Genomic DNA, 21,488 nt, shown 5'->3' with positions numbered 1-21,488 from the left:
ATGATGGCTGCTGAGACCAACGAAGACGTCAAGGCGATGAGCTTCGAGCAGGCACTCGACGCGCTGGAGAAGATCGTCGATGATCTGGAGCGTGGCGACGTGCCGCTCGACCAGTCGATCCGCATCTATGAGCGCGGTGAGGCGCTGAAGGCGCATTGCGACCGGCTGCTGAAGGCCGCCGAGGACAAGGTCGAGAAGATCAGGCTGTCGCGCGACGGCAAGCCGGTTGGCACGGAGCCGCTCGACGCGGACTGAGGCGCGAGCCGTTCACCGAGTTTTGGACATCATCGTGATTGAGGATAAGGTTCGTCGCCATTGATATGGCGCCCAGGACAAGAGGAGATACGGAAGCGATGTGCAGAAACATCAAGACCCTGTTCAATTTTGATCCGCCGGCAACCAATGACGAAGTGCGCGACGCGGCCCTTCAGTTTGTCCGCAAGCTGAGCGGAACGACACGGCCCTCGAAACAGAACCAGCATGCATTCGACCATGCGGTCGAGGCCATCGCGGCATCGGCGCGCGAGCTGCTCGATTCACTCGAAACCCATCAGCACCCGCGCAATCGCGAAGAGGTGGCGGCCAAACTGCGGGCAAAAGCGGCGATCCGCTTTGCCTGACGCTGCCAAAGCGGTCCTTGACCGCTGACAAGGAGAGTCCATGAGCTTCTTTCCAGGGAAAGACCCTGAAGCGGGCGACGCCTTCGCCAGCGACCAGATCGAGCTGATGGTCATCCCGAACGCCAAGGATATTGGCGGCTTCGAGGTCCGTCGGGCGTTGCCGACCGCCAAGAGGCGGCTGGTCGGGCCGTTCATCTTTTTCGATCGCATGGGCCCGGCGATCCTGCGCGGCAGCCAGGCGATGGATGTCCGTCCGCATCCGCATATCGGCCTGTCGACGGTGACCTATCTGTTCGACGGCAAGATCCGGCATCGCGATTCGCTCGGCACCGAAATGGTGATCCAGCCCGGCGACGTGAATTTGATGACGGCCGGTCGCGGCATCGTGCATTCCGAGCGCACGCCGGAGGAACTGCGCGGCGCGCCGATGTCGATCTCCGGCCTGCAGACATGGCTGGCCCTGCCCGATGGCAAGGAGGAAGTGGCGCCGGTGTTCGAGAACACCGCTGCCCTGCGGCTGCCCGAGATCGATGCCGAAGGCGTTCGCGGCCGCGTCGTCATCGGTGACTTCCAGGGGCTGCGCTCCCCGGTGCGGGCCGATACCGAGACGCTCTACGCCGACCTCAGGCTGGCGCCGGGCGCCAGCATAAAGATCCCAGCCGATGCCGAAGAGCGCGCCATCTATACGCTGGAAGGCGAGGTCGCGATTTCGGGCGACGTCTTTCCGGCCGAACGGCTGCTGGTGTTCCGGCCCGGCGACGAGATCATCATATCGTCGCAAAGCGGTGCGCATTTCATGCTGTTCGGCGGCGCTTCGCTCGGCTCGAAACGTTACATTTGGTGGAATTTCGTCTCCTCATCCAAGGAGCGCATCGAACAGGCCAAGCAGGAATGGAAGACGGGCCGCTTCGATATCGTTCCTGGAGACGAGGAAGAGTTCATCCCGCTGCCGGAAAGCTGAGGAAATCGGCGAGGGGACCTGATTGATCCGCGTCACTGACACGCATTTACTTTCGCAGGCCGGCGGCCTATCCCGCCGTTGAACAGAAAGCCTGAGCACCCGTGAACGCAACGCCGCATACGCCGCTTCTCGACAAGGTCCGCATTCCGGCGGATTTGCGCGCGCTTGACGAGAGCGAATTGCCGCAACTGGCTTCCGAGCTTCGCCTCGAACTGGTCGACGCGGTGTCCCGCACCGGCGGCCATCTCGGCGCTGGCCTCGGCGTGGTCGAACTGACGGTGGCGCTGCATTATGTCTTCAACACCCCCGACGATCGGCTGATCTGGGATGTCGGCCACCAGGCCTATCCGCACAAGATACTCACCGGCCGCCGCGATCGCATCCGCACACTGCGCCAGGAAGGCGGCCTGTCCGGCTTCACCCGCCGCGCCGAGAGCGAATACGATCCGTTTGGCGCCGCTCATTCCTCGACATCGATCTCGGCGGGCCTCGGCATGGCCGCCGCGCGCGACCTCGCCGGCGGCCGCAACAATGTGATTGCCGTCATCGGCGACGGTGCCATGTCGGCCGGCATGGCCTATGAGGCGATGAACAATGCCGGCGCGCTCGATGCACGGCTCATTGTCATCCTCAACGACAACGACATGTCGATCGCCCCGCCGACCGGCGCGATGAGCGCCTATCTGGCGCGTCTCGCCTCGGGCAAGGCCTATGCCGGCCTGCGCGACTTCGGCAAGAAACTGACATCCTACCTCGGCAAGCGCGCCGATCGCGCCATCACGCGGGCAGTCGAGCATGCGCGCGGCTATGTCACCGGCGGCACTTTGTTCGAGGAGCTCGGTTTCTATCACATCGGCCCGATCGACGGTCACAATCTCGAACATCTGATCCCGGTGCTCAAAAATGTCCGCGACAATGGCGAAGGCCCGGTGCTGATCCATGTCGTCACCCAGAAGGGCAAGGGCTACGCGCCGGCGGAAGAAGCCGCCGACAAATATCACGGCGTCAACAAGTTCGACGTCATCACCGGCGCGCAGGCCAAGGCGCCGGCCAACGCACCGGCCTACACAAAAGTGTTCGCCGAAAGCCTGATCCAGGAGGCGCGCGAGGACGACCGCATCGTCGCCGTCACCGCCGCCATGCCGAGCGGCACGGGGCTTGACCTGTTCGGCGAAGTGTTCCCGTCAAGGACGTTTGATGTCGGCATTGCCGAACAGCATGCGGTGACCTTCGCTGCCGGTCTCGCGACCGAAGGCTACAAGCCGTTCGCGGCGGTCTATTCGACCTTCCTGCAGCGCGCCTACGACCAGGTCGTGCACGACGTCGCGATCCAGAAACTGCCGGTGCGTTTTCCCATCGATCGCGCCGGCTTCGTTGGCGCCGATGGCGCCACCCATTGCGGGGCGTTCGACACCACTTTCCTGGCGAGCCTGCCGGGCTTTGTCGTGATGGCGGCGGCCGACGAGGCGGAGCTACGCCACATGGTGCGCACGGCGGCAAGCTACGATGACGGCCCGATCGCCTTCCGCTATCCGCGCGGCAACGGCGTCGGCGTCGACATGCCGGAACGTGGCTCGGTTCTCGAAATCGGCAAGGGCCGCATCGTCAGGGAAGGCACCAAGGTAGCACTCCTGTCTTTCGGCACGCGGCTGCAGGATTGCCTGATCGCCGCCGAGGAACTCGGTGCGGCCGGGCTTTCCACCACCGTTGCCGATGCCCGTTTCGCCAAGCCACTCGACCAGGATCTGATCCGGCGGCTGGCCCGCTCGCACGAGGTTCTGGTGACGGTGGAGGAGGGCGCCATCGGCGGCTTCGCCAGCCACGTGCTGCAGTTCCTTGCTCATGAAGGACTGCTGGAAAGCGGCCTGAAGGTGCGCCCGCTGGTGCTGCCTGATGTGTTCGCCGACCACGCCAAGCCGGAAAAGATGTATGCCGATGCCGGCCTCGATGCCGCCGGCATCGTGCGCACCGTTTTCACGGCGCTTGGTCATACGGCCCGCGCCCAGCGCGCCTGAATCAAAATCTCAAGCGCTTGAATCAGTTTGCCGGCTTGATTTCTTAACGCATTGTTTACGCTGCCGTTTGGCGCTTTGCTTACCGTGTCCCTTGGCCGTTTTTCAACGGCGCCCTGCTAGATCGTGATCAGGCAGGGAGACAACAACAATGAGAACGCTTCTGTGTGGCGTGGCGCTTTCAGCCACCATCGCAGCATCCGCCGCCGAGACGCGTTACGACCGCAATCTCGAAAAAGCGGCGGTGGGCATCGTCGCCAGCAAGATGGGCGATATCAGGGGCGGCTTTTCCTATAAGCAGGTGCCGCAGCTTGTGGTCCTGCCCGATACCGTGCCTGCGTCCGCGGTTGCGGCTGAGCCTCCACGTGAGCAAGCTTCAGGGGATCGGCACGACGGTCTGTCTCCGGCCGTCGAGCGCCAGGTGTCCCGCACCATTTTCTAGCAGGCTGTTGAAGAAGTGCACTTGCGAGCGACGAAGTCAGCTTCGTCGCCGCCATGGAAGCAGATTTGTCCGTTGATGGAGCCGTCTGGTTGGATTTCAGCCCAGCCATTGCCCTGGGCTTCGTCCATTTCGTCATTGCCTTGCCAGGAGAAGGCGACATTGCTGCCATCGCCCGCGCCGAATATCTGACCAGTGACGCAGCCGAAGGCGAATTCACCGGAGCCATCGGCCGCGAACTCAATGTAGGCGGGCTCCATCATATCGCGATAGTCCTCGACGTAGTCGGGCATCGCGACAATCCGCCAGCGGCCGGTGAGGCTCATGCCGGCGCCGCCAGCAGCTTGGGCAAGCGGATCAGATTGTAAGCCGCCAGGTTCAGGGTGAAGGCCGCGCCCACACGGGCGCATCCTCGCAGCTTGACCTTGGCCATACCCGCCGAGGCCTTGATCCAGCCAAACACTTCTTCGATCCGCTTGCGGCAGCGCTGGCTGACCGCATAGCCGGCATGGGAGCGCGTGCGACCATCGATCGCCGTCACGCGAGGCTTGCCGGTTTTGCTCAGATGGCCGTCGATGGCGATGTGCGGCGTGATCTTGCGCTCGCGCAGATCCCTGATGAAAGCGCGCACGTCATAGGCCTTGTCGGCACCCAGTGTGATGCGCCGCCGCGACGGTCTGCGGTCCAACATGGCGAGCGCGGCATCACGCTCGCTCGTGCCCGTGGCCTGGGTGATGCCGCCATCGACCGCCAGCCCATGGCGGTTCTCCATCAGCGCATGCCCCATGCAGCAGAGCTTCGCCGGCTGCCCGTCGCCCTTCTTGTAGAGCCGCGCCTGCGGGTCGCTCGTGCTCTGGTGTGTGTCGTTGGAGCGCTTCTCCTTATGAAAGCCACGCTCGGCATTGCGACCTGCTCCATCTGGACCGTTGTCGTCTCCGTCTTTGCGGCGGAAGCTCTTGATCGAAGCCCAGGCCTCGATCAGCGTCCCGTCCACCGAGAAGTGATCCGACGACAAAAGCCGCTTCACCTTTGGCTGCGCCAGCACAGCGCGCAGAAACTTTGCCGCGATCTCACCTTCCAACAGCCGATCCCGGTTCTTGGTGAAGCTCGAATGATCCCAGGCCGGATCGTCAACGCCAAGCCCCACGAACCAGCGAAACAGAAGATCAAACTCCATCCGCTCCATCAACTGACGTTCCGAACGAATGCCGTAGAAGGCCTGCAACAGCATCGCACGCAGCAACCGTTCCGGGGCGATCGACGGGCGGCCGAGCCCGGGTGGATAAAGCACCGCAAAATCGCCATCCATCGCGACAAGAGCCGCGTTAACGATCTCCCGTATCACCCGCAGCGGATGATCACGTCGAACCCGCGCCTCAAGATCGACATACGAAAACAGAGAGCCTGTCCGTTCGTCCGAGCCGCGCATCCACAAATCCCCAAATCATCCGGGGAGAAGTGAATCACGCTCCAAACAACCGCGCCAGCACTTCTTCAACAGCCTGCTAGAGCAATTCCAGGAAAAGTGCCGCGCGGTTTTCCGTCCGGAATTGCGTCAAGATAAAGAGATAGAGCGGTTCTGCGTTTCCGTGAAACGCAGAACCGCTCTAGAACCACATGTCGCGCACGCAACGGCCGTCGCGCGGCAGGTCGTCGTATGTGTCGAGGCCGTCGAAATGGTCGATTGGCAGATCGGCGACGGCCTCGGGCGGAGCCAGTCGCACATTGACGGCGATGCGTGTGCGACCGGAGGCACCGGCGCGCAAGCCGCGCCAGGCCAGCACGCAGGCGCAGGTCGGGCAGAACAGAATTTCCAGCGACGGCGTGTCCTTTCCGGCGCGCGTATAGCTGGCCATCGGTCCCGAAACGCGGATGCGTTCGTCGACATAATCATAGGCCCAGAGCACGCCATAGCGCCGGCAGAGCGTGCAGTTGCAGGCTGTCACCGGCCCGGGATCGCCCTCCAGGGTCCAGTGGGTTGCGCCACAGTGGCAGGTTCCCGTCAGCATTCGTCCTCCCCCGGGATTCCGACAATAGAGGGCTCGTCTTCTCGATTGCCATTTTGCCGGACCTGATACGATGCACGCAAGCCGCCACGCGGCTCGATGCGTTCGCCGCTTCTTTCCTTGTTCCGCCCAATGTCCTTGCCTTCGCTGCCGGCTTTCGCCATGAAGGCCGATGAACTCGCCTCTGCCAGCCAGCACACGCCAGCGGCTCGACGATTTGCTCGTCCAGCGCGGCCTGTTTGCCAGCCGCTCGCGTGCCCGCGACGCGGTCGAGCGTGGCACGGTGACGGTTGATGGCACGATTGCCCGCAAGCCCGGTCAGAACGTTTCGCCGCAATGCCTTGTTACCATCGATGATCCTGCGCAGGGCTATGTCTCGCGCGCGGCGCTGAAACTGATCGGTGGGCTCGACCATTTTAGTCTCGACCCAGCCGGCCGCGAAGCGCTCGACATCGGCGCCTCGACTGGCGGCTTCACCCAGGTGCTGCTCGAACGCGGTGCGTCCCATGTCACGGCAATCGATGTCGGACACGGCCAGATGCATCCTGATGTCGGCAAAGACCCGCGCGTGACGGTCATCGAAGGCTTGAACGCCCGCGATCTCACTGCCGCGGATCTTGCTGGCCGTGTTCCGGATTTCATTGTCTCCGATGTCAGCTTCATTTCGTTGAAACTGGCGCTGCCGCCGGCGCTCGCCCTTGCGAAGCCTGGTGCCGCCGCAATCTTTCTGGTCAAGCCGCAATTCGAGGCGGGTCGCGAGGCGATCGGCAAGGGCGGCCTGCTGAAAGACCCCTTCGATGCCGCCCGTGTCGCCGGCCTGCTGCAGGATTGGCTGGATGCCGTTCCCGGCTGGCGCTCGCTCGGCCTGCATCTGTCGCCCATCGAAGGCGGCGACGGCAACCGCGAATTCCTGCTCGGTGGGATCAAGGATCGATGAGCACGCGCTTCACCATCAAAAAACTGGGCGCCCAGGGCGACGGCATTGCCGAGACCGAAAGCGGCGATCTGTTCATCCCCTTCACGCTGCCGGGCGAGACTGTCACCGCCGCGCGCGAAAGGGATCGCGCCGCGTTGATGGCGGTGCTGGAGGCCTCGCCGCTGCGCATCGAACCCGCCTGCCGCCATTTCACCGAATGCGGCGGCTGTGCCCTGCAGCATTTCGAGGCCGAGGCCTATCGCCAGTGGAAACGCGAGAAGGTGGTGCACGCCCTGAAGGGTTTCGATTGCGACATCGATCCGCTGGTCGCCTGCGCGCCGCACGCGCGCCGCCGTGTCGTGCTCGCCGCCCGGCGCAGCGAGACGGGCATGCTGCTCGGCTTCAACCGCCATCTGTCGCCGGAAATCATTTCCATATCCGAATGCCCGATCTCGCTGCCCGAGATCGTCGCCGCGCTCGACCGGCTCAGGGCGCTCGCTGACTTGATATGCGCCACCACCAAATCGTTCCGGATGGCGGTCACCGTGACCGGTTCCGGCCTCGATGTCGCGGTGCATGAGTCCGGCAAGCTCGGCGAACATCAGCGCCGTATCGCCTCCAATTTTGTCCTTGCGCAGGGATTTGCCAGACTGTCCATCGACGACGAGATCGTCATCGAACCGAGGAAGCCTGTGGTCATGTTCGGCAGCGTCGCTGTCGCCGTGCCGCCCGGCGCCTTCCTGCAGGCGACCGAGGCAGCCGAACAGACCATGGCCGAGATCGTCGGCGGCCATCTGAAGCGCGCCAAGAAGGTCGCCGATCTTTTCGCCGGCTGCGGCAGCTTTGCCTTGCGGTTGGCCGCGAAGTCGGAAGTCCATGCGGTGGAAGGCGATGCGGCGGCCCTCTCTGCACTCGACCGGGGGGCGCGTTTCGCGACCGGCCTGAAGCGGGTGACGGGCGAACGCCGCGACCTGTTCCGCCGGCCGCTGACGTTCAAGGAACTGAATGCCTTTGACGGACTTGTCTTTGATCCGCCGCGCGCCGGTGCCGAGGACCAGTCGAAGCAGATCGCCCGCTCGGATGTTCCCTTCGTTGCCGCGGTGTCCTGCAATCCGGTGACGCTGGCGCGCGATCTGCGCATCCTCATCGACGGCGGCTATCAACTGAGAAGCGTGACGCCGATCGACCAGTTCCTGTGGTCGCCCCATGTCGAGGCGGTCGCCCTGCTGGAAAAGCCCAGGAAGCGCCGGTAGGCGGATCGGTTCGACTGCCGCGCGGACAGCGATCACTTTTCCTTGAAATCGCGAATTAGGCTATACTCGATCCCAACCTGCCGAGATCGCGCCGCAAAGCCGCCTCTTTGCGCCCATCTAGTCCAGATCGCTGGAGGAGGGGAAGGGCCTCGACAGCGTCGGCTCTTTACCCATGGTGGCCTGAAATGCGGATGCTCCAGAAATTCCTCAGTCTATTCGTCCTCTTGCTTGTCGTCGCCGCCTCGGCGACGGGCGCGCTCGCGCAACAGCAAAAACGCCTCGCTTTCGTTATCGGCAACGCTGCCTATCCGTCCGGCGCGATGGTGACACCCGCCAACGACGCCGGACTGATCGCGCAGACCTTGCAGGCTGCCGGTTTCGATGTGGTCGGCGCCCGTGATGTGGATCAGGAGTCGCTGCGCGGCGCGCTGCGCGACTTCCTCGGCAAGGTCTCCGCCGCCGGACCCGACGCGGTCGTCTTCGTCTACCTCGCCGGCCAAGGTGTGCAGTTCGAAGGCGAGAACTACTTCCTGCCGGTCGATGCCCAGATCGCCAATCCTGCCGACGTCCCGCTCCAGGCGATGCGGCTCTCCGACGTCACCAAGTCGCTGGCTGGACTGCCGACGAAGGTCAACATCGTCGTGCTCGACGCGGCGCGACCGAATGCATTCCCGCAAACGAACCAGCCGCTGGCCGGCGGTCTCGCGCTGGTCGATCCCGACCCGAACATGCTGATCGCCTTCAACGCCGCGCCGGGAACCGTCGCGCCGGAAGGCAAGGGCCCGTACGGCGCCTATGCCCAGGCGCTGGCCGAGATGATGCGCGACGGGGGCCTGTCGCTCGACGATGTGTTCGACCGCACGCGCCTGCGCGTCAACGAAGTGACGCAAGGGGCCGAAGTGCCTTGGAACGCCTCGAAGATTAGCGCGCCCTTCGTGTTCTTCGATCGTGCCCCGGATGCGCCCGCGCCGAAGGTTTCGGAGGCCGAATCCCAGGCCAACCGGACCAGGGAAATCCGCGACTTCGATGCCCACGACGCTTATGTAGCGGCGCTCGATCGCGACACGCTGCGCGGTTATGAGGATTTCGTCGGCGCCTATCCGCACGATCCGATGGCCAAGCGCGTGCGCGCCATCATCGCGGCGCGGCGCGAGGCGATCACTTGGCGCGAAACCTGGCTACGGGACACGCCGGAAGCCTACTGGTCATATCTCCGGCGCTACCCGCATGGCCCGCATGCCTGGGATGCCCGCCGCCGGCTCGAGCATTTCGAGGCGGCCCTGGAGCCCCCGGAGGATTTCACCGTCTACGCCTATGACGTGCCGCCGCCGCCGGAGGAGGAAATCGTCTACGTCGACCGTCCCGTACTCTATTTCGACGACCCCGACTTCGATTTCGATCCGCCGCCACCGATCGCGGTGATCTTCCTGCCGCCGCGGCCGCGCGACTTCATCGAACTGCCGCCACCGCCGCCGCCAGTCGGAATCTTCCTTCTGCCGACACCCGTCTTTGTGCCCGTGCCGGCCTGGGTGAATCCGCCGCATGACGTCTTCCCACCGCCGGACAATGTCATTTTCAATAACATCCACAACACCACGATCATCAACAACACGACGATCAACGAGAACAACAACCAGGGCGGTGGCCTCACCACGGGCCAGAAACTGACCGCCGGCGCCGTGGGCCTAGGTGCGGCCGCACTGGCGACCAAGGTGGCGCTGCCAGCTCTTCTGCAGAAGAAAGAAGCCGTGCTGTCCAAGCAGAACCCGGGCGGCCTGCCGCTGAAGCCGGGGCAGGGTGGCCAGCAGCCCGGAGGTGCCACGCCGCTGTCGAAGACCTTGCCTGCCGACAAGCTGACAGGTCATGCCTTGCCCGGCGCCGACGGCAAGACGCTGCCGCTCGTCAATGGCAAGCCGGTGCTGAATGGACAGAACCTGCCCAACAACCCGAACCTGCCCAACAACAAGTCTAAGAAGCTGTTGAACAAGCAGGGCACGGCAGGTGGAAACGCCGTGACCGGGAACCCGGTGCTGAATGGACAGAACCTGCCCAACAACCCGATCCTACCCAACAACAAGTCTAAGAAGCTGTTGAACAAGCAGGGCACGGCAGCTGGAAACGCCGTGACCGGCAACCCGGTGGTGAGTGGGCAAAACGGGGCCAATGGGCAGGGCCAGAACGGTACTGGCAAGACTGGCAAGAAGCTCCGCAAGATCCCTGGCGCCAACGGCACGCCTGCGGCGAATGGAGCGAACAACGCATCGGCGCTCAATGGCCAGAATTCAGGCCAGAATCCGCCCAATGGCAAGTTCAAGAAGCTTCACAATCAGGGCAGTGGCCAGACGAACGGCCAGGCCAATGGGCAAGGCAATGGGGCGAAGGGCAATGGCAACGGTCCCAAATTCCACAAGCTACCCGCCAATGGAACCGGTGGTGGCAACGTCCAGCAGAAATTCAAGGTCAACAATGGCAATCCGCAGCTGAAGGTGCAGGGTCAGCCCAAGCCGCAGAGGCCGGAGTTCCACGCCCAGCCGAAGCAGCAGATCCAGCAGGTGCACCGGCAGCCGCAGGCGCAGCCAAAGCCGCCGCCGCCAGGCGTCAAGAAGCCGTCTTGCGGGCACCCCAATGAGCCCGCTTGCAAGAAATAGCACATGTCGCCCGGAGGTGGCCCGACTTCGGTCGCGACATGCGTAAGGCTTGAAACGCATCGCCGGTCGCGTTGTGTGAGGTGAGACGGCTTTGCCGGGCCCGCGGCAAAACATGGCCGGGCCGCTGCGGCAACCCGCGATCAGATCACAACTGCGTGGTTGGCCACAGCTGAGATTTCGCGGCGCCCCGGCTCGCTGATACCCAGTCAGTGCCGGGGGGCTCAAGGGAGTAACCATAATGAGGATTGCAAGCGTTCTGACGTCTATCGCCGTGGCCGGTTTCATTGCGACGGGAGCCGCCGCGGCAGCGACGACAGCAGCCACGACGACCACTGCGCCGGCCGCCACCACGGCCGCCCCCATGAAGAAGGCGCCGGCGACCGCCATGACGCCGGAGAAAACCGCTATTTCGAAGCAATGCTCAGCCCTTGCCGATGCCAAGAAGCTGCACGGCAAGGCACGCGAGAAGTTCCGGGCCGACTGCAAGAAGAACGGCGGCAAGGCCACCTGATCAGGGATTTGTGCGAAAGCTTCGCTGCCAGCCTGCCTTGATTGGAGGCTGGCGGCGATTCCGGAAAGATATGAACCGTGTATCCGTCTGAAGCTGCTTCCGCTTGGGGGACGAGACAGTCGCGAAGCCTCATCTCGACGGCTGTGAACTCACCGTGCGTTCACAAGTGCCTGGACCGCTTCGGCTCTGAAAGGTTTCTCAGTCGACGAGCTTGGCAGCATTCGTGAGGGCCTTCGGCGTGCCACCCCGCTTGTTGATCGAAACCCAGATATTCGGGTTCTGCTGCGACTGGCGTTTCAGGAAGTAGTAGCCGGTCGCGTTCCAGGGCCTGATTTCGTTGACCAGATTGTCGAGGACGAGATCGCCCTTGTCGGTTTTCACCGTCAGGATGGTGTGGCCTTCATTGTCAAGGTCGTGGACCACGGTCATCAGCAGCGCCTGCCGGGGGAATCCAGCCTCCTGAAGAAGCTTACGCTTGTAGAGTGCGTAGATCTTGCAGTCGCCCTTGCCGTCAACCGGGTAATCCCAGTGGTCCGCCATCGTGCCCCAGTGATCGAAATTGCTGACGGGTTTGATGGAGCTGTTAACCTTCTGATTTATCCGCTTGAGGGTGCGCAGGTTCTGCGCGGTCAGCTTGACGTTCGTGGCCGGCAGAGCGGGCACCTTGCACTCTTTTGGTCGGCGATGGCAGAAATCGAGCCAGCCGTAGGGGACGCTGGTGGAGCCGCCAACCGCGGCGGAGAGTGCCCCATCCTTCGATGGTTGCGTCGATATTCGCTTGAACAAGGTCGACTGTGCCGCCGCCGGGCTGACCTGCAGCGATGTCGCACCAATCAACGAAACGAAGCCAAGCAGGATAGACGAAGTCAGGACGGGCCGCATTGCCAAAACCACCACCGCAACGAGGAACTGGTGCTGCGTTCGTGCGCAAAAGGCAGCCCAGGCAGTTTAACAGTTACTAATTTCCTAACGCCGATTGTGTTCACTTCAAGGTGCCGACAGGGATTCAAGTTAGAAAAGCAAGGATCAGTCGGCACATTCAGACCAAGCTCGACGGTCGGAGCGCCAGCCGCGCGCCTCCAAATTATGCTTCCTGCACGCTCTCATATCCGGCCGCCCTCGCAGCTTTGAGGAAATTACGATCAAAGGTTGCCAAGCCGGCACAGTGAACTGATTTCCCCAGATGCAGCGCATCTGCGAAATCCATTCCCGCGTCCGACAGATCGAGCGCAGAGGAGACAATCGCGGCATCTTCCAGCTCAACCGTGGGCAACCCGCCGAACACCCGCAATGCGCTGGTGACCACCGCCTGGCTATAACCATAGGCGCTGCGCAGCACCCACTCAGTCTCCAGGATTACCGTGACGGCGACAAAGACGGCTTGACCATCGATCAGCCGCCGGGCTCGTGGGGACTGCTCCGGATCGTCGTTCGTCAAATACCTGACGACAATGTTGGTATCAATTGCGAGCATCGCGTCGCCGTGCTTCAGCAAGGACGGCCGCGTCCATTTCCTCCAGCGTCTTCGGCTTGCCACTGTGCGGCAACACGCCAAAGACGTCTTCTGGTCGCGTCGGGGCAAAGACCGGCGCTAATTTCAAAAGCACTCCGTCCGGAGTGTCTTCGACCTGCAGGCGCGTGCCCGCACCCCAGTCTTTCCGTTTCCGGATCGCGCTGGGCAGGATTACCTGTCCCTTGGTGGAGACGGTCGTTATAAGTTTTTCTGCCATCACGCCACGCCTTCATGTAAGACGAAGGTAAGATAGTCTTGTCGTGGAAGCTATTCAAGCCTGCCGGATTTGCAGCCTCAAACCCGGGTGCCGCCGACCGTCATCTGGTTCATCCTGAGATGCGGCTGGCCGACACCGACCGGCACGCCCTGTCCGGCCTTGCCGCACATGCCGATGCCATTGTCGAGCTTCATGTCGTTGCCGACCATCGAGACGCGGTGCATGGCATCCGGCCCGTTGCCGATCAGCATCGCGCCCTTGATCGGCTGCGTCACCTTGCCGTTCTCGATCATGTAGGCCTCGGTGCAGCCGAACACGAATTTTCCCGATGTGATGTCGACCTGGCCACCGCCGAAGGAGACGGCGTAGATGCCGTTCTTGACCGAAGCGATGATCTCGTCCGGCTCCATATCGCCTGAAGTCATATAGGTGTTGGTCATGCGCGGCATCGGCTGGTGCGCATAGCCTTCGCGCCGGCCATTGCCGGTGGCCTTCATGCCCATCAGCCGGGCGTTCTGCCGGTCCTGCATGTAGCCAACCAGTTTGCCGTCCTCGATCAGCACGTTGCGGGCCGACGGCGTGCCTTCATCGTCAACAGTGAGCGAGCCGCGCCGCTCGGGGATGGTGCCGTCGTCGACGACGGTGACGCCCTTGGCTGCGACCTGCTGGCCCAGCAGGCCGGCGAAGGCCGAAGTCTTCTTGCGATTGAAGTCGCCTTCCAGCCCGTGCCCGACAGCTTCGTGCAGCATGACGCCCGGCCAGCCGCTGGACAGCACGATGTCGAAGGTGCCGGCCGGGGCAGGGATCGCCTCGAGGTTGACCAGCGCTTGCCTGAGCGCCTCCTTGGCAGCGTGCTTCCAGCTGTCCTCGATCAGGAATTCGCCAAACGCCTTGCGTCCGCCCATGCCGTAGGAGCCGCTTTCCTGGCGGTCGCCATCGCCGACCACCACAGAGACGTTGATGCGAACCAGGGGCCTGATATCGCGCACCACCTGGCCGTCGGCGCGCACGATCTCGACATGCTGCCAGGACGCCGCGAGCGAGGCCGTCACCTGGCGCACGCGCGGATCCTCGGCGCGCAGCCAGGCGTCGATTTCCTGCAGCAGCTTTGCCTTGGCCTCGAAGGAAGGCGAGGGGATCGGGTTCTCGTCGCCGTAGAGATGGCGGTTGGTGCGGGCGGGTGCGGCGGCAAGCGTACCGGAATAGCCGCCCTTGACGGTCGAGACGGCAGCGGCCGCGCGCAGCAGCGAGGCCTCGGACAGGTCGCTCGAATGGGCGTAGCCGCTGGCTTCACCGGCGACGGCACGCAGGCCAAAGCCCTGGTCGGTGTTGAAATTGGCGGTCTTCAGCCGGCCATTGTCGAACATCAGCGCCTCGCTCTCGCTGTATTCGAGAAACAGCTCGCCGTCGTCGGCGCCGTTGATGGTGTCGGCAACGATCTGCTTGATGCGATCGTCTGAAATGTCGAATTGGCCGATCAGGCTGTTCATGGCGCATCCATTCGTGGGAAGAGAGCTGGTTTCCCACGATGTAGGCGCGAAGCCGCGCTGAGACAATCGCCCCCGACGCGCTGTGTGGGCAAATGCGCTCGCCGACAGGCTGCCGGCGTCACTTTTGGTTGACGAAATCCTTGATGTTGGTGGTCATCGAATCCCAATTCGAGAACTGCTCCTCGAGATTGGCCTTGGTGATGCCGCCGATGAAGCTGACATCCATCTTGAAGTTGGAACCGTCGCCGGAAAACGCCTTGACCCAGCGATACTTCTTGTTCCACTCGTTGGCTTGCTCGGCCGTGAAGGCGTCGGTGTAGCCCGAGGAAAACTGGATGGATTTGCACTTCTCGTGGTTTTCGCAGCCATAGAAGTAGATGACATATTTCATGCCTTCGAGCCGGCCGGAGACCATGGGGTCGCCACCGTCGTCCTTATCCAGCTTGGCCGAGCCGTAGCCCTTGGCAATGTCGAGAATTGCGGCTGGATCAGGCGCGGTGATGATTTCGCTATCTTCAGCCCACGCAACGGAAACCGCGCCGGTCGAAATCAGACCGGCGGATAGAAGCAATGAAAACGAGCGCATGATGATCCCCACCGCCAAAAACCCGCATCCCATGGGAATTCTGCGTCAGGGCCGGGTTTTTCGCAAGCGTCCGCTGTCAGGGAAGGGCGGCAAAGCCGTCGGCAAAACCTTTGAGGTCGACAGGGATGCCGATGCCTTCTTCAGGCGTCTGGAAGACGATGAACGTCGCCGACGTGCCGGTCTTCAGCGTGTCGAGCAGCGGCTTTTCGAGAATGACTTCCGCGTAGCAGCCGTCCTGGAAGCAGCGCACGAAATAGGCGCGGCCGATGTCCTTGCCGTCGACATTGAGGCCGAGCCCGTTCGGCAAAAGCACGCCGAGCGGCGCCAGCACGCGCAGGATCTCGGCCTTGTTGTCGGCGGTGCGCAGCACGACGACCGACAGCCCCATCTCCGGACGATCCTCGGCGACGACATTCTGCATCATCACGCATTGTTCAGAGGTGGCACCGGCCGGGGTGTCGCAGATGATCGACCACGCGCCATGCGTCGAGCGCACCGTGCCGCTCGGCTGGGCGGCATTGGCCTGACCGGTGACGAACAGACCGGCCGCGGACAAGACGGCGAGAAACACGGCCTTCGCCAGTGCTCTCGAAAGCTCCTGTCGCGTATGCCTCAGTCCCGAAAGCCAAGAGTTCATGACGGCTCCATTGCGAATCACGGCACTTTAAGCCGCGCCAATGCCAAGTAAAGGACGAGACCGCGGCCGAACTGTCGCGAAACAGGCAATACAGCGCTTTTCCCTGCCAAATTCGCCTGAATTACGACGCTTCGCGAACCCCGCCGGCATGAGGCCGGCAACCTGCCGAACATACGCGATTCGTCACCGTGGCCGCTGCCCCGGAAGGGCCATGCCAGCTTGCGCGCAAAAATGCCGCACGGTTTCCTCCGCTCCTTTCTTGCGGAGGGAAAAAGAGTATGGTTTGAACCAGCTTGAGACTGTCGGGATTCCCGTCCCGGCATTGTTCGTTATTCTCGTTGGCACAGCCGCGAGGAACTGGGAGACGAAGAGGGCGATGAGAAATTTCCTAGCAAACGCCAAGTTTCTAGCAAGTGCTGGGGCCGCTGCCACGATTTTTGCCGGCACATCCGCCCATGCCGATCAACCCGTGAACTGGGAAACGGGCTTCCAGGCACCGGCAACCGACATGATGCGGCAGATCGAGTGGTTCGGAAACTACACCTTTGTGTTCATCGTGATCATCACCTTGCTGGTGCTGTTCCTTCTCGCTTATTGCATTTTCAGATTCCGGGCGAGCGCCAATCCGGTTCCTTCGAAAACCAGTCACAACACCCTGATCGAGGTGATCTGGACGGTCGGCCCCGTTATCGTGCTGCTCCTGATCGCCATTCCCTCGTTCCAGCTTCTGACCGCGCAGTATACGCCGCCGGAAGAAGCCAAGTTGACCGTCAAGGCGACTGGCAACCAGTGGAACTGGGACTACGAATACCAGACCGACAACACGCTGACCTTCAATTCGGCCATCCTCCAGGACGGCGATCGCGCCAAGGCCGGCAAGGAGGATCGCAAGGTCTATCCGCGCCTGCTCGCCGTCGACAACGAGCTGGTGGTGCCGGTCAACACGATGACCCGCGTGCTCGTCACCGCGACCGATGTGATCCACTCCTTTGCCATGCCGTCGTTCGGCATCAAGATCGACGCCGTTCCGGGGCGCACCAACGAGACCTGGTTCAAGGCGGAGAAGGAAGGCCTTTATTACGGCCAGTGCTCGCAGCTCTGCGGCAAGGACCATGCCTTCATGCCGATCGCCATCCGTGTCGTCACCGACGCGCAGTTCAAGACCTGGCTGGCGGCAGCCAAGACCAATCTGCCCGGCGCCAACAAGACGCTGATGGCTGAGGTTGATGGCCAGAACAAGGTAGCGGCCGCCGGCAACTGATGCCGCGGGTTAGCAAGATTTAGGGAACGGAGCGGAACATGGCAGACGCTGCAGCTCACGATGGGCACGACCACAAACCTTATCACGGTTGGGTGCGCTGGGTTTATTCGACCAACCACAAGGATATCGGTACGCTCTACCTGATCTTCGCGATCATGGCCGGCATCATCGGCGGCGCGCTGTCGGTTGCCATCCGCATGGAACTGCAGGAGCCTGGCATCCAGATCTTCAGCGGTCTGGCGCAGATGGTCTATGGCATGAACGGTGACGCCGCGATCGACGGCGGCAAGAGCATGTACAATGCCTTCGCCACCGCGCATGCGCTGATCATGATCTTCTTCATGGTCATGCCGGCGCTGATCGGCGGCTTCGCCAACTGGATGGTGCCGATCATGATCGGTGCTCCCGACATGGCGTTCCCGCGCATGAACAACATCTCCTTCTGGCTTCTGCCGCCGGCCTTCATCCTGCTGCTCACCTCGATGTTCATGCCGAGCGCGCCGGGCGCTTACGGCGTCGGTGGTGGCTGGACGCTTTATCCGCCGCTGTCGACCTCGGGTCAGCCCGGACCGGCGATGGATCTGGCGATCCTGTCGATCCATATCGCCGGTGCCTCGTCGATCCTCGGCGCCATCAACTTCATCACCACCATCTTCAACATGCGCGCCCCTGGCATGACGCTGCACAAGATGCCGCTGTTTGCCTGGTCGGTGCTGGTCACCGCCTTCCTGCTGCTCTTGTCCCTGCCGGTTCTGGCGGGCGGCATCACCATGCTGCTCACCGACCGCAATTTTGGCACCACCTTCTTCGCGCCCGACGGCGGCGGCGATCCGATCCTGTTCCAGCACCTGTTCTGGTTCTTCGGTCACCCGGAAGTCTACATTCTGATCCTGCCAGGCTTCGGCATCATCAGCCACGTCATCTCGACCTTCTCGAAGAAGCCGGTGTTCGGCTATCTCGGCATGGCCTACGCCATGGTCGCGATCGGTGCCGTCGGCTTCATCGTCTGGGCGCACCACATGTATACGACCGGCCTGTCGCTCGACACGCAGCGCTACTTCGTCTTCGCCACCATGGTCATCGCGGTGCCGACGGGCGTGAAAATCTTCTCCTGGATCGCGACGATGTGGGGCGGGTCGATCTCGTTCAAGACGCCGATGCTGTGGGCGCTGGGCTTCATCTTCCTGTTCACCATCGGTGGCGTCACTGGCGTCCAGCTGGCCAATGCCGGCCTCGACCGCTCGCTGCATGACACCTATTTCGTCATCGCCCACTTCCACTACGTGCTGTCGCTGGGCGCGGTGTTCGCCATCTTCGCCGGCTGGTACTACTGGTTCCCGAAGATGACCGGCTACATGTACTCGCCCGTCATCGCCAACACCCACTTCTGGGTCACCTTCATCGGCGTCAACCTGATCTTCTTCCCGCAGCATTTCCTCGGCCTCGCCGGCATGCCGCGCCGTACCATCGACTATCCCGACGCGTTTGCCGGCTGGAACTATGTGTCGTCGATCGGCTCCTATATCTCGGCCGTCGGCGTGGCGATCTTCCTCTATGGCGTGTTCGAAGCCTTCCAGAAGAAGCGGATCGCTGGTGCCAACCCATGGGGCGAGGGCGCCACCACGCTCGAATGGCAGCTGCCTTCGCCGCCGCCGTTCCACCAGTGGGAGCAGCTGCCGAAGATCAAGTAAGGCGGCTCCTCGCTCGAATACGAAACCGCCGGTCCGCCGGCGGTTTTGGCCAACGGAATAATGGACTGAGTACGCATGGCCCTAGTCGACGAAACCAGCATTGACGAAGCGGGCTTCCGCATGTCGGAAGCGACGGCGGGCGATTTCTTCGCCCTGCTGAAGCCGCGCGTCATGTCGCTGGTGGTGTTCACCGCCTTTGTCGGGCTGGTTGCCGCACCCGTGACCATCAACCCGCTGCTGGCGGTGATCGCCATCCTGGCCATTGCCATTGGCGCTGGCGCCTCGGGCGCACTCAACATGTGGTATGACGCCGACATCGACGCGGTGATGACCAGGACGGCCAGCCGTCCGGTGCCATCCGGCCGCATCCAGCCGCACGAGGCGCTCAGCTTCGGCCTGGTGCTCTCGGTGCTGTCGGTGATGACGCTCGGCGTGCTGGTCAACTGGCTGTCGGCGACGCTGCTGGCCTTCACCATCTTCTTCTATGCCGTCGTCTACACGATGTGGCTGAAGCGCTGGACGCCGCAGAACATCGTCATTGGCGGTGCTGCCGGCGCCATTCCGCCGGTCATAGGCTGGGCCGCAGTGACCGGGTCGGTCAGCCTCGAAAGCATCATCCTGTTCCTGATCATCTTCCTGTGGACACCGCCGCATTTCTGGGCGCTCGCGCTGTTCAAGTCCGAGGATTATGGGCGCGCCGGCATACCTATGATGCCCAATGTCGCCGGCGAGGCGTCGACCCGCCGTCAGATCTTTGCCTATGCGCTGGTGCTGGCCCCGGTCGGCGTGCTGCCTTGGCTGCTCGGCTACACGACGCCGATCTATGGCGTGGCCTCCGTGCTGCTGGGCGTTGGCTTTATCTGGTATGCGTGGAAAGTGCTCGGCATGGCCGACGACGACCGCGCCATGAAGCCGGCCAAGGCGCTGTTTGCCTATTCGCTGCTTTATCTCTTCGCCATCTTCGCTGCCTACCTGGCCGACAGCGTTGTCGAACGCGCACTTGCCATGGGTGGGGCATGACCATGGTCGAGGAAAAACTTGAGACGGTCACTTTGACCGATCGTCAGAAGAAGGCCCAGCGTAGCCGATCCATCGCCATAGGCGTGGCGCTGGCGGCGCTGGTCGTCATTTTCTACATCGCGACGATCGTCAAGTTCGGCCACAATCTGGGCACGATGTGATGAGCGTCGAGATGTCCAAAAAGCCGGCCGGCAGGAACAGCAACGTCATCGTCGCGGCGGTCTGCCTTGCCTTCTTCACCGGCATGATCGGCATGGCCTATGCCGCCGTGCCGCTCTACAAGATGTTCTGCCAGGCGACCGGTTATGGCGGCAAGACGCAGCGTGCCGAGAAGCAGTATGCCGGCCGCGTGCTCGATCGTGAGATCACGGTGCGCTTCGACGCCAATATTGCCGGCGTGCCGTGGGAATTTCAGCCGGTCCAGCGCTCGATGACCATGAAGATCGGCGAGACCGTGCAGGCGCATTATCAGGCGACCAACAAGTTCGATCGCCCCGTCACCGGCCGCGCCACCTTCAACGTGCAGCCGGAACTGGCGGGTCCGTATTTCAACAAGGTCGAGTGCTTCTGCTTCACCGATACGTCGCTGAAGCCCGGCGAGACGCTGGACATGCCGGTCCTGTTCTATGTGGATCCCGACATCGTCAATGTGCCGGAACTGAAGGACGTGAAGACGATCACCCTGTCCTACACGATGTTCCCAGTCGAGAAGACCAAGCCGGTCGCCTCCTCGGAGCCGGTCCAAGGCAACAGCAAGACAATTTCCAATACCGAAGCAAATCTCGGGGGTTGATATGCCAGACGCGCACGCAAAACCACAGCATGACTATCATCTCGTCGACCCGAGCCCGTGGCCCTTCCTGGGATCGGTAGGGGCGCTCGTTACCGCCTTTGGCGGCGTCTGTCTCATGGAGTACCTGAAGGGCGGCTCCTTCCCGATCTTCGGCTTCAACATTGCCAATCCGTGGCTGTTCTTCATCGGCATCGTGATCGTCCTCTACACCATGTTCGCCTGGTGGTCGGACACGATCAAGGAAGCGCATGAGGGCCATCACACGCGTGTCGTGTCGCTGCATCTGCGCTACGGCATGATCATGTTCATCGCCTCGGAGGTGATGTTTTTCGTCGCTTGGTTCTGGGCTTATTTCGACGCCAGCCTTTTTGCCGGTGAGGCGCAGAATTACGCGCGCCACACATTTACCGGTGGTGTCTGGCCGCCGAAGGGCATGGAGGTTCTCGATCCCTTCCACCTGCCGCTCTACAACACCATCATCCTGCTGCTGTCGGGCACTACGGTCACCTGGGCGCACCATTCGCTCATCCATGGCGATCGCAAGGGCCTGATCAACGGCCTGGTGCTGACCGTCGGCCTCGGCATGCTGTTCACCATGGTGCAGGCCTATGAGTACATGCACGCTCCGTTCGGCTTCAAGGATTCCATCTATGGCGCCACCTTCTTCATGGCGACCGGCTTCCACGGTTTCCATGTCATCATCGGCACCATCTTCCTGCTGGTCTGCCTGGTCCGGGCGATGAAGGGCGACTTCACCCCCAAGCAGCATTTCGGCTTCGAGGCAGCCGCCTGGTACTGGCACTTCGTTGACGTGGTCTGGCTGTTCCTGTTCTCTGCGATCTATGTCTGGGGATCTGCCGGCGCGGTGATCGAAGGCCACTGATCCAGTCTTTGGAGCAATTCCAGGAAAAGTG

General features: G+C 62.5%; 25 protein-coding genes. 15 read left to right on the top strand and 10 right to left on the bottom strand.

All coding sequences use genetic code 11. The annotated features are described in order from the left end of the window. Positions 1-3: 3 nt before the first annotated feature. The 5 genes from DBIPINDM_RS06430 to DBIPINDM_RS06410 all read left to right on the top strand — a co-directional run bounded on the left by DBIPINDM_RS06430 (position 4) and on the right by DBIPINDM_RS06410 (position 4,035). Positions 4-255 (top strand): exodeoxyribonuclease VII small subunit, encoded by a 252-nt coding sequence (locus DBIPINDM_RS06430; protein WP_056565628.1) that lies wholly within the window; start codon positions 4-6, stop codon positions 253-255. Between the two features lie 98 nt (positions 256-353). Then, on the top strand, positions 354-620 hold the full coding sequence (locus DBIPINDM_RS06425) for a DUF2277 domain-containing protein (RefSeq protein ID WP_027035955.1): 267 nt from the start codon (positions 354-356) through the stop codon (positions 618-620). Positions 621-660: 40 nt separating this feature from the next. Then, positions 661-1,581 carry a pirin family protein gene (locus DBIPINDM_RS06420; protein ID WP_258584945.1) on the top strand — a complete coding sequence of 307 codons (921 nt, stop codon included), beginning with the start codon at positions 661-663 and terminating at the stop codon, positions 1,579-1,581. A gap of 101 nt (positions 1,582-1,682) precedes the next feature. Continuing rightward, the gene (dxs, locus tag DBIPINDM_RS06415) at positions 1,683-3,596 is read left to right on the top strand and encodes a 1-deoxy-D-xylulose-5-phosphate synthase (RefSeq protein ID WP_258584944.1); all 1,914 of its coding nucleotides are present in this window, start codon (positions 1,683-1,685) and stop codon (positions 3,594-3,596) included. A 148-nt stretch (positions 3,597-3,744) separates the two neighbouring features. Further along, positions 3,745-4,035: a hypothetical protein gene (locus DBIPINDM_RS06410; RefSeq protein WP_258584943.1), complete on the top strand. Its 291-nt coding sequence runs from the start codon at positions 3,745-3,747 to the stop codon at positions 4,033-4,035. On the opposite strand, the gene DBIPINDM_RS06405 is transcribed toward DBIPINDM_RS06410, so the two are convergent. The 4 genes from DBIPINDM_RS06405 to DBIPINDM_RS06390 all read right to left on the bottom strand — a co-directional run bounded on the left by DBIPINDM_RS06405 (position 4,032) and on the right by DBIPINDM_RS06390 (position 6,202). After that, a complete protein-coding gene (locus DBIPINDM_RS06405) occupies positions 4,032-4,358 on the bottom strand; it encodes a hypothetical protein (RefSeq protein ID WP_258584942.1) in 327 nt (108 codons plus the stop codon). The two genes, DBIPINDM_RS06410 and DBIPINDM_RS06405, sit on opposite strands and share 4 nt — an antisense overlap. Then, on the bottom strand, positions 4,355-5,461 hold the full coding sequence (locus DBIPINDM_RS06400) for an IS5 family transposase (protein WP_258584941.1): 1,107 nt from the start codon (positions 5,459-5,461) through the stop codon (positions 4,355-4,357). The genes DBIPINDM_RS06405 and DBIPINDM_RS06400 overlap by 4 nt, the downstream gene beginning before the upstream one ends. A 178-nt stretch (positions 5,462-5,639) precedes the next feature. Continuing rightward, positions 5,640-6,041: a GFA family protein gene (locus tag DBIPINDM_RS06395; RefSeq protein WP_258584940.1), complete on the bottom strand. Its 402-nt coding sequence runs from the start codon at positions 6,039-6,041 to the stop codon at positions 5,640-5,642. Then, the gene (locus tag DBIPINDM_RS06390; protein ID WP_258584939.1) at positions 6,035-6,202 is read right to left on the bottom strand and encodes a hypothetical protein; all 168 of its coding nucleotides are present in this window, start codon (positions 6,200-6,202) and stop codon (positions 6,035-6,037) included. The genes DBIPINDM_RS06395 and DBIPINDM_RS06390 overlap by 7 nt, the downstream gene beginning before the upstream one ends. Before the next feature lie 8 nt (positions 6,203-6,210). On the opposite strand from DBIPINDM_RS06390, the gene DBIPINDM_RS06385 reads away from it, so the two are divergent. The 4 genes from DBIPINDM_RS06385 to DBIPINDM_RS06370 all read left to right on the top strand — a co-directional run bounded on the left by DBIPINDM_RS06385 (position 6,211) and on the right by DBIPINDM_RS06370 (position 11,366). Continuing rightward, positions 6,211-6,975 (top strand): TlyA family RNA methyltransferase, encoded by a 765-nt coding sequence (locus tag DBIPINDM_RS06385; RefSeq protein ID WP_258584938.1) that lies wholly within the window; start codon positions 6,211-6,213, stop codon positions 6,973-6,975. Then, positions 6,972-8,207: a class I SAM-dependent RNA methyltransferase gene (locus tag DBIPINDM_RS06380; RefSeq protein WP_258584937.1), complete on the top strand. Its 1,236-nt coding sequence runs from the start codon at positions 6,972-6,974 to the stop codon at positions 8,205-8,207. The genes DBIPINDM_RS06385 and DBIPINDM_RS06380 overlap by 4 nt, the downstream gene beginning before the upstream one ends. A 185-nt stretch (positions 8,208-8,392) precedes the next feature. Continuing rightward, positions 8,393-10,855 carry a caspase family protein gene (locus DBIPINDM_RS06375; protein ID WP_258584936.1) on the top strand — a complete coding sequence of 821 codons (2,463 nt, stop codon included), beginning with the start codon at positions 8,393-8,395 and terminating at the stop codon, positions 10,853-10,855. 238 nt (positions 10,856-11,093) lie between these two features. Beyond that, complete coding sequence (locus DBIPINDM_RS06370) at positions 11,094-11,366, top strand: hypothetical protein (protein ID WP_258584935.1); 273 nt, start codon at positions 11,094-11,096, stop codon at positions 11,364-11,366. A 198-nt stretch (positions 11,367-11,564) separates the two neighbouring features. Here the strand turns inward: DBIPINDM_RS06370 and DBIPINDM_RS06365 are convergent, their stop codons facing one another. The 6 genes from DBIPINDM_RS06365 to DBIPINDM_RS06340 all read right to left on the bottom strand — a co-directional run bounded on the left by DBIPINDM_RS06365 (position 11,565) and on the right by DBIPINDM_RS06340 (position 15,809). Continuing rightward, the gene (locus tag DBIPINDM_RS06365; protein WP_258584934.1) at positions 11,565-12,248 is read right to left on the bottom strand and encodes a transglutaminase-like cysteine peptidase; all 684 of its coding nucleotides are present in this window, start codon (positions 12,246-12,248) and stop codon (positions 11,565-11,567) included. A 202-nt stretch (positions 12,249-12,450) separates the two neighbouring features. Continuing rightward, a complete protein-coding gene (locus DBIPINDM_RS06360) occupies positions 12,451-12,840 on the bottom strand; it encodes a type II toxin-antitoxin system VapC family toxin (RefSeq protein ID WP_258589479.1) in 390 nt (129 codons plus the stop codon). Further along, the gene (locus DBIPINDM_RS06355) at positions 12,827-13,096 is read right to left on the bottom strand and encodes an AbrB/MazE/SpoVT family DNA-binding domain-containing protein (RefSeq protein WP_258584933.1); all 270 of its coding nucleotides are present in this window, start codon (positions 13,094-13,096) and stop codon (positions 12,827-12,829) included. Before DBIPINDM_RS06355 ends, DBIPINDM_RS06360 begins: the two co-directional genes overlap by 14 nt. 77 nt (positions 13,097-13,173) lie before the next feature. Beyond that, a complete protein-coding gene (tldD, locus tag DBIPINDM_RS06350) occupies positions 13,174-14,586 on the bottom strand; it encodes a metalloprotease TldD (protein ID WP_258584932.1) in 1,413 nt (470 codons plus the stop codon). Between the two features lie 118 nt (positions 14,587-14,704). Further along, positions 14,705-15,172 (bottom strand): YbjN domain-containing protein, encoded by a 468-nt coding sequence (locus tag DBIPINDM_RS06345; protein WP_258584931.1) that lies wholly within the window; start codon positions 15,170-15,172, stop codon positions 14,705-14,707. A gap of 76 nt (positions 15,173-15,248) precedes the next feature. Further along, positions 15,249-15,809 carry an invasion associated locus B family protein gene (locus DBIPINDM_RS06340; protein WP_258584930.1) on the bottom strand — a complete coding sequence of 187 codons (561 nt, stop codon included), beginning with the start codon at positions 15,807-15,809 and terminating at the stop codon, positions 15,249-15,251. Positions 15,810-16,185: 376 nt separating this feature from the next. On the opposite strand from DBIPINDM_RS06340, the gene coxB reads away from it, so the two are divergent. The 6 genes from coxB (at position 16,186) to DBIPINDM_RS06310 (ending at position 21,457) form a co-directional block, all read left to right on the top strand. After that, complete coding sequence (coxB, locus tag DBIPINDM_RS06335; protein ID WP_416361744.1) at positions 16,186-17,070, top strand: cytochrome c oxidase subunit II; 885 nt, start codon at positions 16,186-16,188, stop codon at positions 17,068-17,070. A 38-nt stretch (positions 17,071-17,108) separates the two neighbouring features. Continuing rightward, positions 17,109-18,761 (top strand): cytochrome c oxidase subunit I, encoded by a 1,653-nt coding sequence (gene ctaD / locus DBIPINDM_RS06330; protein ID WP_258584928.1) that lies wholly within the window; start codon positions 17,109-17,111, stop codon positions 18,759-18,761. A 75-nt stretch (positions 18,762-18,836) separates the two neighbouring features. Then, complete coding sequence (locus tag DBIPINDM_RS06325) at positions 18,837-19,781, top strand: heme o synthase (RefSeq protein ID WP_258584927.1); 945 nt, start codon at positions 18,837-18,839, stop codon at positions 19,779-19,781. Continuing rightward, on the top strand, positions 19,778-19,942 hold the full coding sequence (locus DBIPINDM_RS06320) for a hypothetical protein (protein ID WP_258584926.1): 165 nt from the start codon (positions 19,778-19,780) through the stop codon (positions 19,940-19,942). Before DBIPINDM_RS06325 ends, DBIPINDM_RS06320 begins: the two co-directional genes overlap by 4 nt. After that, positions 19,942-20,574: a cytochrome c oxidase assembly protein gene (locus DBIPINDM_RS06315; protein ID WP_258584925.1), complete on the top strand. Its 633-nt coding sequence runs from the start codon at positions 19,942-19,944 to the stop codon at positions 20,572-20,574. The genes DBIPINDM_RS06320 and DBIPINDM_RS06315 overlap by 1 nt, the downstream gene beginning before the upstream one ends. A 1-nt stretch (position 20,575) precedes the next feature. Next, positions 20,576-21,457, top strand: a complete 882-nt coding sequence (locus tag DBIPINDM_RS06310; protein WP_258584924.1) for a cytochrome c oxidase subunit 3 — start codon at positions 20,576-20,578, stop codon at positions 21,455-21,457. Positions 21,458-21,488 lie beyond the last annotated feature (31 nt).

This window comes from Mesorhizobium sp. AR02 (genome assembly GCF_024746835.1).
Classification (GTDB): domain Bacteria; phylum Pseudomonadota; class Alphaproteobacteria; order Rhizobiales; family Rhizobiaceae; genus Mesorhizobium.
Note: the sequence above shows the minus strand (reverse complement) of the source record. Positions and strands in the feature narration are given on the sequence as shown.